We start from the raw sequence: 11,123 nt of genomic DNA on the forward strand, positions 1-11,123 counted from the left end.
AGCCGGACTTTCATCCGCTAGCGCGACTTACCCTGAATTTCCAGGAGCTTGGGCCGGACGTCGACCAGATACACACCGGCGGCGCAGGCCGCGATCACGATCCCCAGGACGCTGAAAACCGGGTACAGAATGGAACTGAGGGCCACGGCCCCGCCCAGGATCAGCAACCACACCGGCTTGGTCAGCTTGTCGGCGGCGGTATAGGCATCGGACCGCTGCAGCGCCGCGTGCACAAACGCGTACACCGCCGTCACCAGGACGGCGATCGTCAGGACCCACATGACCGTGCCCACGAGGTTAATCACGCCATAAGCGTATGCGGGGACCGTCCGAAACGTCGACTCCGAGTTGCCCGAAGGCAACTCGGAGTCGATCGCCTCATCCGACTACTTCTGAGTCACCTTCTTGGCCGGGGCCTTCTTGGCCGGCGCCTTCTTGGCCGGCGCCTTCTTGGCCGGCGCCTTCTTGGCGACCTCCTTCTTGGCCGACTCCGCCTTCTTGGGCAGCTCGATGCCGACCAGCTTGGCCGCGCGCTCACCGACCGCGCGGGTCTGCGAAGCGACGGTGCCCAGCGCCTCCTGAGTCAGCTCGACGGCCTGGTCGACGTAGCCCTCAGCGCGCGCGGACGCGTCCTCGAACGGGCGCTGGCTGCGCAGCCGCTGCAGAGCGGCCTCGCCGCGCTCGACCAGCTCGTTGTACCGGTTGGTCGCGGCCTCGAGGTAGCCGTCGGCGGCCTTGCGCAGCTCCTCGCTGGTGAACCGCTCGCGCAGCTCGGTGATTTGCTCGGGCAGCTCCTCCTGGAGCTTGGACAGCCGGGCACGCCGCTCCTCGACCCGGGTGCGGGTCTCGCTGCGGGTCTCCTCGGCGCGCTCACGCAGGTTGGTGAGCAGCTCATTCGCCGTGGCCAGGGCCAGGTCGGCCGCGCCCAGGGCTGCGAGCAAAGGAGCCCGCAAGTCGTCGATATTCGAGTTCTCAGCCATTGGTGTTTCCTTTCATGATTTGTTTCGTTATCGGCATTACTCAGGTGTGTCGTTTGGTGGGGCAAGCGTCGGCTCCAGAGGGGAGTAGTCAAGACCCGCGGATTGACGTGGCACGCGACTTGCGGGGAACCTCCTGGTTGGTCGGGTCGGTTGTTGGTCGAGCTCGCATCGCTTCTCGGCACCCAAGGCGCATCAGGCGCCTTCTGTGGGTAAACCAAGCGGCCGATCGGCTACACCTCGCCTGGTGGCGCGGCGGCGTGCAAGCCTGGACACTCCTCGGGGCTGGGTTCGTTTTGCTGCGTGAACGACGCGTAGATGTCGAGCAGGATCTGCTTCTGCCGCTCGGTGATCGCGGCGTCGGTGATGATGGCGTCGCGGACCTGACTGGTCTCGCCCGGCTCGAGGATCCCGGCCCGCACGTAGAGAACCTCGGCGGAAACGCGCAGCGCCTTCGCGATCTGGTTCAGGACGTCGGCGGACGGCTTGCGCAGGCCGCGCTCCACCTGACTCAGGTAGGGGTTGCTGACACCGGATCGTTCCGCGAGTTGCCGAACGGAAACTTGCGCGTTCTCGCGCAGGTCTCTGATGAAGCTGCCGATGTCGGACGCCGCCGTCGACACCTTGGTGGAGAGCTTCTCCTCCGGTGGCATTGCGGCGCTCCTCGGGTCCGACGGCACATCTCGAGCCATCAGACTACCGACAAGTGCTTGCTTTTGCAAGCACTTGTTAGCACCCCTAGAAGAGTAGCTGGGCCACCGCGTAGATCACCAGGCCGGCCAATGAGCCCACCACGGTGCCGTTGATCCGGATGAATTGCAGGTCGCGCCCCACATGCAGTTCGATCCGCCGGCTGGCCTCCTCGGCGTCCCAGCGCTCGATCGTGTCGGTGATGATGGCCGTGATCTCCACCCCGTACTCGGAGACCAGGTGCTGGGCCGCCCGGACGATCCAGTTGTCGACCTTGTCGCGCAGGTCCGCGTCGTCGCGCAGGGACTCCCCGATCCGCACCACGGTGTCGGCGATGCGGGTGCGCAGCGCGCTGGATGGGTCGTCGACACCCTCGAGCACCAGCCTCTTCAGCGTCTTCCATGCCGTCGCGGCGGCGTTGGCAATCTCTTCGCGTGCCATCAACTGTTCTTTGACGGCCTCCGCGCGGGCAATTGTTTCCGGGTCGTGCTGCAGATCGTCGGCGAATTCAAACAGGAAGCGGGTCGCCGAGCGGCGCAACTCGTGGTCGGGGTTGCGGCGCACCTTGTCGGTGAAGTCCATCAACTCGCGGTGGATGCGATCGCCGACGAGATGGTCGATGAACCGCGGCGACCAACTAGGCGAGTCGCGCTCGACCACCCGCTGGATGACCTCTCCCGCGTTCAGCGACCACTGGAACGCCCGGTCGGCCAGCAGTTGAATGAGGGCCTCCTGCCGATTCTCGGAAAGCAGGGTGCCCAGCACCCTGCCCACCGGCGGGCCCCACTGCGGCTCGGCGATGCGACGCACGATCATCCGATCGATCACCTGTTGGACGTCGTCGTCACGCAGCAGCTCCACGAGCACCCGCAGGATGGTCGCCGTTTCGCTCGCCACCCGGGCGGCGTGTGTGGTGTCCGACAGCCATTTACCGAGCCGGCTCGGTATCTGGGCGTCGCGCAACTTCGTCTCCACGACCGACGGCGACAGGAAGTTCTCCCGCACGAAGGTCCCGAGGCCCTCGCCGAGCTGGTCCTTCTTGCGCTTGATGATCGCGGTGTGTGGGATCGGTATCCCCAGCGGGTGCTTGAACAGTGCCGTCACGGCGAACCAGTCGGCCAGCGCGCCCACCATGCCGGCCTCGGCGGCCGCGCCGACGTAGCCGACCCAGGCGCCCACCGCCGTGTGGGCCTGCGCCCACCGACACGCAAGGAACACGCAGCTGGCGCCGACCAAAAAGCCCAGCGCCACCAGCTTCATCCGGCGCAGCGCCGCGCGCCGCTCGGCGTCGGCCTGTGGGTCGGCGCCGGCGAACGACTCCGCGAAAGACACCGGCGGGCGCCCGGCGCCGGTCGACTGACCGCTGCGGTCGGCCTCCGCCGCCGGGGAGCCAGATTTTTCGCCCCGGTTTTCGCCCCGGTGTGCGGCCCGGTGCGGGGCCGGGTGTGAGGCCTGGTATGAGGCTCTGTGTGCCACCACACCATCATCTATCGCCGCGAGCAGTTAGTGTGACGACCCGCTCTGTAATGCCCCGCGCATGGCGCATCGCGCGCCCAAAAGGACGCCCAAACGCCGTAATATCGGGAGCGCGTTCAAGGAGTGGGAAGCGGCGAGGCGTGGCAGAGAGCAAACCCCGGCTGTGACCGTGAAGACGGACGGCCGCAAGCGGCGTTGGCACCAGCACAAGGTGGAGCGCCGGAATGAGCTTGTCGACGGTACGATCGTCGCCATTCGCCGGCACGGCCGGTTCCTCAGCATGGACGAGATCGCCGCGGAAATCGGGGTTTCCAAAACCGTGCTGTACCGCTACTTCGTAGACAAGAACGACCTGACCGTCGCGGTGCTGATGCGCTTCGCCCAGACAACCCTGATTCCCAACATGGCCGGGGCGCTGTCATCGGAGCTGGACGGCTTCGACCTGACGCGCGAGATCATCCGGGTGTACGTCGAAACCGTGGCGCGGGAACCCGAACCCTATCGCTTCGTGATGGCCAACAGCTCGCCGACCAAGAGCAAGGTGATCGCCGACTCGGAGCGAATCATCGCCCGCATGCTCGCGATGATGCTTCGCCGCCGGATGCAGGAAGCCGGGATGGACACCGGCGGGGTCGAGCCGTGGGCCTACATGATCGTCGGCGGGGTGCAGCTGGCCACGCACTCGTGGGTTTCGGACCCGCGAATGAGCGCCGATGACCTGATCGACTATCTGACCATGCTGAGCTGGAGCGCGCTCTGCGGAATCGTCGAGGCCGGTGGGTCGCTCGAGAAGTTTCGCGAGCAGCCCCACCCGTCCCCCATAGTCCCCCCGCGCCCGACATGAGGTCGCGATCCCATGCCTGACGTGAGCGCGGGCTCGCGGCTGCGGTCCTGGGCCTACGCAGTGCGCACCACCAACCCACCCCCCGACGGGCCGATCGATGCCGTAACCCGCTGGCTGGTGGTCACCCGCGCGGCCGTACTGCCGATGACGCTGGTCTCCGGCCTGGTCGCGGCGCTGCTGACGGTCGGGAAGCCGGGGGTGGACTGGCGGTGGCTGGTTCTGGCCATTGTGGGGATCACGCTGGCGCACACCGCCAACAACCTGATGAACGACCTCTACGACACGCGGGTGGGCACCGACAGCGTCGATTATCCGCGCGCGCTCTACGCCCCCCATCCCGTGTTGTCCGGCCTGATCAGCCGCCGCACGCTGGGGCTGGCGATCCTGACGGTGAACGTCGCCGATCTCGCCATCCTGGTCACGCTGACCTGGGCGCGCGGCTGGCCCGTGGTGGCGTTCGCGCTCGGCGGGTTCGCCCTGAGCGTCGCCTACACGGCGCCACCGCTGCGACTGAAGAAACGCGGTCTGGGTGAGCCCGACGTCTTCGTCGTGTGGGGTCCGCTGATGGTGTGCGGGACCTACTACTCCGCGGTGGGCACCCTCGGATGGGACGTCGTGCTGGCATCGCTGCCCTACGGCTTGTTGTGCACGACGGTGTTGATGGGCAAGCACATCGACAAGATCCCGTATGACGAACCGCTGGGCATCCGCACGCTGCCCGTAATGCTCGGCGAGGCCCGCGCGCGGGCGGTGACGCTGGCCATGATGGTCGCCTTCTACGCGCTGGTGGCACTTGCCGTCGCGGCGGGGGCGATGCCCTGGCCCGCCCTGATCGTGGGGTTGGCCTTGCCCAGGCTGGTGAAGGTGTGGCCGTACTTCCGCCGACCGCGGCCCGACCAACCGCCGCCGGGGTTTCCGGTCTGGCCGCTGTGGTACGCGGCACTGGCCTGGGTGCACGTACGGCAAGCGGGTGCGCTGCTGGTGGCGGGCCTTGCGATCGGCGCCCTCCTGCACGTGTTGTGACCAGCGCAGTGACGTAAAGCTGAGTCTCCGAGGGCGACTTCGACCGTCTTAACCGCTAGCATGCAGGGGATGCCTCGGGGGTGGACCGGGGCCCCTGGTTTGCCAGGCGCCCCCCTCCGAGATACAGAAAGGCCTCTATTCCTCATGTCTGTGCAGCTCACGCCGCATTTTGGGAATGTGCAAGCACATTACGATCTTTCCGACGACTTCTTCCGGCTGTTCCTGGATCCGACGCAGACCTACAGCTGCGCTTACTTCGAGCGCGAGGACATGACCCTCGAGGAGGCCCAGATCGCGAAGATCGACCTCGCGCTCGGAAAGCTCAAGCTCGAGCCGGGGATGACCCTGCTTGACATCGGCTGCGGCTGGGGCGCCACGATGCGGCGCGCCATCGAGAAGTACGACGTTAACGTCGTCGGCCTGACGCTGTCGGAGAACCAGGCCGAGCACGTGCACCAGATGTTCGCCGACATGGACACCGCCCGGGACCGGCGGGTGCTGCTCGAGGGCTGGGAGAAGTTCGACGAGCCGGTCGACCGCATCGTGTCGATCGGCGCGTTCGAGCACTTCGGCCGCCAGCGCTACACCCGTTTTTTCAAGATGGCGAGCGCCGTGCTGCCGGCCGACGGCATCATGCTGCTGCACACCATCTCGCGTCCCACGTTCAAAGACGCCAGGGCGCAGGGCAGGACATTGACCCACGAGATCGTGCACTTCACCCAGTTCATCCTGGCCGAGATATTTCCCGGCGGCTGGCTGCCGACGATCCCGTCGGTGGAAGAGCACGCGATTTCCGCCGGGTTCAAGGTGACGCGGGTTCAGTCTTTGCAGCCGCACTATGCCCGGACCCTCGAAACCTGGGCCGCCGCGCTGGAGGCCAACCGGGACAACGCGATCGCGATTCAGTCGCAAGAGGTCTACGACCGCTACATGAAGTACCTCACCGGATGCGCCAAGCTGTTCCGCCAGGGCTACACGGACGTCAACCAGTTCACGTTGGAGAAGTAGCAGGCGTATCTGCTGCCTTAGCGCTGCCTTAGTCCGATCCGCTCCACGGCCAACCTCCGGACCGGGCGGGGCCGGCAGCGGCGCTCAGTACGTGTAGAAACCCCGCCCGGATTTCTTGCCCAGCCGCCCCGCCTCAACCATGCGCAGCAACAGCGGCGGCGGACCGTAATGCGGCTCTTTGAATTCCTCGAACATTTTGTCCGCGATTAGTTTCAGGGTGTCCAGGCCGACGAGATCAGACAACCTCAGTGGGCCCATCGGATGCGACAGCCCGGCCACGACCGCCTTGTCGACGTCTTCGACGGTGGCGAAACCGGCCTCGACCATCCGGATCGCCGACAGCAGATACGGCACCAGCAGCGCATTCACCACGAAGCCGGACCGGTCGGAGCAGCGCACCACCTGCTTGCCCAGAACCGCGCCGGCGAACTGCTCGGTGCGGGCGGCGGCGGCTTCGTCGGTGACCAGGGTGCACACCAATTCCACCAGCGGCAGCACGGGAACCGGGTTGAAGAAGTGCAGGCCCAGGACACGTTGCGGGTTCTTGGTGGCGGCAGCGATCTTCATGATCGGGATGCTCGAGGTGTTGGAAGCCAGGACCGCATCGGGGTCGGTGAGCACCCGGTCCAGCTCGGCGAAGACCTGCGCCTTGACGGCCTCGTCCTCGACGATGGCCTCGATGACCAGTTGCCGGTCGGCCAGGTCGTTCACGTCGGTCGTGAAGGTCAGCTGACCCAGTGCTCGGTCGCGTTCGCGCTCGGTCACCTTGCCCGCGCTGACCCCGCGCTCGAGCGACTTCACGATGCGGTTGCGTCCCGCCGTAATCAGCGCCTCCGTGGGCTCGAACACCGTCACGCCGACACCGGCGCGGACGGCCACCTCGGCGATACCGGATCCCATCTGCCCGGCCCCGACCACCCCTACCCGCTGGATCGCTGCGTCGCTCACTAGTTACGCCTCCTCACATGCGCGAGCTGGGGGTACCACCCGCTTGCGGGGGAACGCAGAATCGCATCACCTGGGGTAGCAGGAGTGCGATTCTGCGTCTGGTGGCCGGGCGGTGCCCGGCGAACACTGCTAGAGGTTAGTGGAACTGGCCCTCTTCGGTGGAACCGGTCAGCGCGGTGGTCGAGGAATTGGGGTCGACCGTCGTGGCGATGCGGTCGAAGTAGCCGGCGCCGACCTCGCGCTGGTGCTTGGTGGCGGTGTAGCCACGCTCCTCCGCCTCGAACTCGCGCTCCTGCAGGTCGACGTAGGCGCTCATCTGGTTGCGGGCATAGCCATAGGCCAGGTCGAACATCGAGTAGTTCAGCGCGTGGAAGCCGGCCAGCGTGATGAACTGGAACTTGAATCCCATTGCGGCGAGCTCCTTTTGGAACTTCGCGATGGTGCCGTCGTCGAGGTGCTTGCGCCAGTTGAACGACGGCGAGCAGTTGTACGCCAGCATCTGATCGGGGTAGGAGGCCTTGACCGCCTCGGCGAAGTTCTTGGCCACCTCGAGGTCCGGGGTGCCGGTCTCCATCCAGATCAGGTCCGCGAACGGCGCATAGGCCTTTGCCCGCGCGATGCAGGGCTCGATGCCGTTCTTCGTCCGGTAGAAACCCTCGCGGGTGCGCTCGCCGGTGATGAACGGCTGGTCGCGCTCGTCGACGTCGGAGGTGATGAGCGTGGCGGCTTCCGCGTCGGTCCGCGCGATCACGACGGTCGGCACGCCGCAGACGTCGGCGGCCAGCCGGGCCGAGGTGAGGGTGCGAATGTGCTGCTGGGTTGGGATCAGAACCTTGCCGCCCAGGTGACCGCACTTCTTCTCCGAAGCCAGCTGGTCCTCCCAGTGCGAACCCGCGACACCTGCGGCGATCAGGGCCTTCTGCAACTCGAAGACGTTGAGGGCGCCACCGAAGCCGGCCTCGCCGTCGGCGACGATCGGCGCGAGCCAGTTGTCCACGGATTTGTCGCCCTCGATCTTGGCGATCTGGTCGGCACGCATCAGCGCGTTGTTGATCCGGCGAACCACCTGCGGCACCGAGTTGGCCGGGTAGAGGCTCTGGTCGGGGTAGGTGTGCCCGGACAGGTTCGCGTCACCCGCGACCTGCCAGCCCGACAGATAGATCGCTTTCAGGCCGGCGCGCACCTGCTGGACGGCCTGGTTGCCGGTCAGGGCCCCGAGCGCGTTGACCCATTCCAGGTCGTGCAGCTGTTCCCACAGCACCTCGGCGCCGCGGCGGGCCAGGGTGTACTCCTCGACAACACTGCCCTGCAACGCGACGACGTCCTGCGCGGTGTAGGTGCGCGTCACATCCTTCCAGCGCGGGTTGGTGTCCCAGTCGTGCTGAATCTGCTCGGCGCTGTTCGGGGTGCCAACGACAGACATTCGGCTTGCTCCTTCAACGATTTTTGCTGCTGAATTTGTGCTGAGTGCCACGCCAGCCGCCCGTATCGGCGTGGCTGGCGGCTCAACTTCACTGGCGTGTTAACTCGACCATGGCACAGCTTGCCAACGTGGTCCACCCGTTTCTATTGCCAATTTCGGTGATGACTCCGCGCCGTTTTGCGAATCCTGCAAAGCCCCGCCATTACTGAAACGTTTCAGAAGCTACCCGTCAGTAACCCTAAACCGCAGGTAAACGGGCGATTTACGGGACGCTTGTCCGGCTAGAGGGGGAAGATCGCGGCGACGGCTTTCGTCTCGTCGCCGACGGCATATGTGAGCGTTGTAACAGTGCGGTCGGCCAGTTCGGGACCGAAGTGGCCGGTGGAGCCCGCCGGGTGCACGTGCGAAATGATCTCCAGCTTGTCGCCCAGCGCGACCGGCGCCTCGTGTTCGATCGTGGTCCGCAGCGGCCCCCGCAGCAGCTCGGAATGGGAGGCCAGATAGTCCTCGATCACGCTCCAGTACACCGAGTTGTTCATGTGGTCGAACAGATCGATGTCGGTCACGCGGACCGGGAACTCGTGGATCTCGGTGGCGTCATCACGGCTGCCCGGCTTCAGGTAGCCCTTCCAGCGCAGGCGGTCGACCGATGTGGTCTTGTGCAGGCCCGCCAAGAAGTCGTCGGCGATGCGGGCCGGCATCTGGGTGTCCCGGTTGATGTTGATCCAGAACGCCTCGGATTCGATCAGGCCGCCCTTACGCCCGTCGATGCGAACCCGCATCTCACACCACCGGTTGGAGGTACCCGAGCACCATCTCCGCAGCCGCAGCATGTCCTGGAACTCGATCGGGCGGATCAGGTCGACCATGGTCCGACGCACGATCCACAGCGGATGGGTCTCCTCGAAGCCCATCTCGCGCAATTGATCCTGACCGATGTCCTGAATGTGCCGGGCGGCGGCATCCAGCCGCAATCTGCCCGTGCGGTCGATGTCGGCGACGCGCAGCGGCCATTCGCGATCGAATACGTCGGGGTGGCCGTCGGGCACCGGCATCAGAGTTTTGTGCAGGCTCACGGCCTCACTCCCCGTTTCCTCTTTACTGGCTGGTGCAGTCCCTCGCATTGTCCCCCGAGGACTGACGCGCATCTTGCCAACCACAACTCTCAAACTCCAAACGTGATGCAATCGTACTGGCTTGCCAAGTCTGCGAACGGCCTATTCACAGCGGCCGGTAGGCTTGGTCGGGTGCCCAAAACCTTCGTCGGCTCGCGCGTTCGCCAGTTACGCAACGAGCGCGGGTTCAGTCAGGCCGCACTGGCCCAGATGCTGGAGATCTCGCCGAGCTATCTCAACCAGATCGAGCACGACGTTCGTCCCCTGACGGTCGCCGTGCTGCTCCGCATCACCGAGGTGTTCGGCGTTGACGCGACATTCTTCGCCTCGCACGACGACACCCGGCTGGTCGCCGAGTTGCGCGAAGTAACCATGGACCGCGACCTGGACCTCGACATCGATCCGACCGAGGTCGCCGAGATGGTTGGCGCGCATCCGGCGCTGGCCCGCGCGGTGGTGAACCTGCACCGGCGCTACCGGATCACCACAGCGCAGTTGGCCGCCGCCACCGAGGAACGTTTTTCCGACGGCAGTGGCACCGGGTCGATCACCATGCCCCACGAAGAAGTTCGCGACTACTTCTACCAACGCCAGAACTATCTACACGAGCTGGACACCGCCGCCGAAGACCTGACCATCCGGATGCGTTTGCATCATGGCGACCTGGCCCGCGAGTTGACCCGCCGGCTCACCGAGGTGCACGGGGTGCACATCACCCGGCGCATCGATCTCGGCGACACCGTGCTGCACCGCTTCGACCCCAAGACGAGAACGCTGGAGATCAGCAATCACCTCTCGACGGGTCAGCAGGTGTTCAAGATGGCGGCCGAGTTGGCGTACCTGGAATTCAGCGATTTGATCGACAGCCTGGTCGAGGAGGGAAAGTTCACCAGCGAGGAGTCGCACACGCTGGCCCGGCTCGGGCTGGCCAATTACTTCGCCGCCGCCGCGGTGCTGCCCTACCGCCAATTCCACGACGTCGCCGAGAATTTCCGCTACGACGTCGAGCGGCTCTCGTCGTTCTACTCGGTCAGCTACGAGACCATCGCGCACCGGCTCTCGACGCTGCAACGGCCCACGATGCGCGGGGTGCCGTTCTCGTTCGTCCGGGTCGACCGGGCCGGCAACATGTCAAAGCGCCAGTCCGCCACCGGGTTTCACTTCTCGTCCAGCGGCGGCACCTGCCCGTTGTGGAACGTCTACGAAACCTTTGCCAACCCCGGCAAGATCCTGGTGCAGATCGCCCAGATGCCCGACGGCCGCAACTACATGTGGGTGGCCCGCACCGTCGAGCGCCGCGCCGCGCGGTATGGTCAGCCCGGCAAAACCTTCGCGATCGGGCTAGGCTGCGAACTTCGCCACGCGCACCGGCTGGTCTACTCGGAAGGACTCGACTTGTCCGGCGATGTCGCGACACCGATCGGCGCGGGCTGCCGGGTCTGTGAACGCGACAACTGCCCGCAGCGGGCGTTCCCCGCGCTGGGCCGGGCACTCGACATCGACGAGCACCGCAGCACGGTCTCGCCGTATTTGGTGAAGCAACCATGACCGAGCAGGTCGGTCGTATCCCGTCGTCGCGGAGGCTCCGCGACCTGGGGCTGATCAACTGGGTGGCGGCG

Annotated in this window: 11 protein-coding genes; 4 read left to right on the top strand and 7 right to left on the bottom strand. The window is 65.8% G+C overall.

Going from position 1 to position 11,123, the window contains the following annotated elements; genetic code table 11:
- Positions 1 to 17 precede the first annotated feature (17 nt).
- The 4 genes from JO059_RS10770 to JO059_RS10785 all read right to left on the bottom strand — a co-directional run bounded on the left by JO059_RS10770 (position 18) and on the right by JO059_RS10785 (position 2,999).
- Positions 18 to 305, bottom strand: coding sequence for a DUF2516 family protein (locus JO059_RS10770; protein WP_293316663.1), 288 nt, complete (start codon positions 303 to 305; stop codon positions 18 to 20).
- 81 nt (positions 306 to 386) lie between these two features.
- Positions 387 to 980, bottom strand: a complete 594-nt coding sequence (hbhA, locus tag JO059_RS10775) for a heparin-binding hemagglutinin HbhA (RefSeq protein WP_293316665.1) — start codon at positions 978 to 980, stop codon at positions 387 to 389.
- A 230-nt stretch (positions 981 to 1,210) separates the two neighbouring features.
- On the bottom strand, positions 1,211 to 1,630 hold the full coding sequence (locus tag JO059_RS10780; RefSeq protein WP_293316667.1) for a helix-turn-helix transcriptional regulator: 420 nt from the start codon (positions 1,628 to 1,630) through the stop codon (positions 1,211 to 1,213).
- An 85-nt stretch (positions 1,631 to 1,715) separates the two neighbouring features.
- Positions 1,716 to 2,999, bottom strand: a complete 1,284-nt coding sequence (locus JO059_RS10785; protein ID WP_293316681.1) for a DUF445 domain-containing protein — start codon at positions 2,997 to 2,999, stop codon at positions 1,716 to 1,718.
- Positions 3,000 to 3,246: 247 nt separating this feature from the next.
- On the opposite strand from JO059_RS10785, the gene JO059_RS10790 reads away from it, so the two are divergent.
- From JO059_RS10790 to pcaA, 3 genes are all read left to right on the top strand, one after another.
- On the top strand, positions 3,247 to 3,987 hold the full coding sequence (locus JO059_RS10790) for a TetR/AcrR family transcriptional regulator (protein ID WP_293316683.1): 741 nt from the start codon (positions 3,247 to 3,249) through the stop codon (positions 3,985 to 3,987).
- A gap of 12 nt (positions 3,988 to 3,999) precedes the next feature.
- A complete protein-coding gene (locus tag JO059_RS10795; RefSeq protein WP_293316669.1) occupies positions 4,000 to 5,010 on the top strand; it encodes a prenyltransferase in 1,011 nt (336 codons plus the stop codon).
- 144 nt (positions 5,011 to 5,154) lie between these two features.
- The gene (gene pcaA / locus JO059_RS10800) at positions 5,155 to 6,018 is read left to right on the top strand and encodes a cyclopropane mycolic acid synthase PcaA (protein ID WP_293316671.1); all 864 of its coding nucleotides are present in this window, start codon (positions 5,155 to 5,157) and stop codon (positions 6,016 to 6,018) included.
- Between the two features lie 84 nt (positions 6,019 to 6,102).
- Here pcaA and JO059_RS10805 read toward each other — a convergent pair whose 3' ends face one another.
- The 3 genes from JO059_RS10805 to JO059_RS10815 all read right to left on the bottom strand — a co-directional run bounded on the left by JO059_RS10805 (position 6,103) and on the right by JO059_RS10815 (position 9,465).
- Positions 6,103 to 6,966 (bottom strand): 3-hydroxybutyryl-CoA dehydrogenase, encoded by an 864-nt coding sequence (locus tag JO059_RS10805; RefSeq protein WP_293316673.1) that lies wholly within the window; start codon positions 6,964 to 6,966, stop codon positions 6,103 to 6,105.
- A gap of 136 nt (positions 6,967 to 7,102) precedes the next feature.
- Complete coding sequence (gene aceA / locus JO059_RS10810) at positions 7,103 to 8,389, bottom strand: isocitrate lyase (RefSeq protein WP_293316675.1); 1,287 nt, start codon at positions 8,387 to 8,389, stop codon at positions 7,103 to 7,105.
- Positions 8,390 to 8,670: 281 nt separating this feature from the next.
- Entirely contained in the window at positions 8,671 to 9,465 is a 795-nt protein-coding gene (locus JO059_RS10815; protein ID WP_293316677.1) for an acyl-[acyl-carrier-protein] thioesterase, read from the bottom strand.
- A 171-nt stretch (positions 9,466 to 9,636) separates the two neighbouring features.
- Between JO059_RS10815 and ramB the strand changes: the two genes are divergently transcribed.
- The gene (gene ramB / locus JO059_RS10820; protein WP_293316679.1) at positions 9,637 to 11,052 is read left to right on the top strand and encodes an acetate metabolism transcriptional regulator RamB; all 1,416 of its coding nucleotides are present in this window, start codon (positions 9,637 to 9,639) and stop codon (positions 11,050 to 11,052) included.
- The last annotated feature ends 71 nt before the right edge of the window (positions 11,053 to 11,123 follow it).

The sequence above is a fragment of the Mycobacterium sp. genome (assembly GCF_019247615.1).
GTDB lineage: Bacteria > Actinomycetota > Actinomycetes > Mycobacteriales > Mycobacteriaceae > Mycobacterium.

Excerpts from the sequence above, each read along its gene's own strand:
- hbhA (WP_293316665.1), bottom strand. The coding sequence starts at position 980 with ATGGCTGAGAACTCGAATATCGACGACTTGCGGGCTCCTTTGCTCGCA.
- JO059_RS10780 (WP_293316667.1), bottom strand. The coding sequence starts at position 1,630 with ATGCCACCGGAGGAGAAGCTCTCCACCAAGGTGTCGACGGCGGCGTCC.
- JO059_RS10795 (WP_293316669.1), top strand. The coding sequence starts at position 4,000 with ATGCCTGACGTGAGCGCGGGCTCGCGGCTGCGGTCCTGGGCCTACGCA.
- pcaA (WP_293316671.1), top strand. The coding sequence starts at position 5,155 with ATGTCTGTGCAGCTCACGCCGCATTTTGGGAATGTGCAAGCACATTAC.
- aceA (WP_293316675.1), bottom strand. The coding sequence starts at position 8,389 with ATGTCTGTCGTTGGCACCCCGAACAGCGCCGAGCAGATTCAGCACGAC.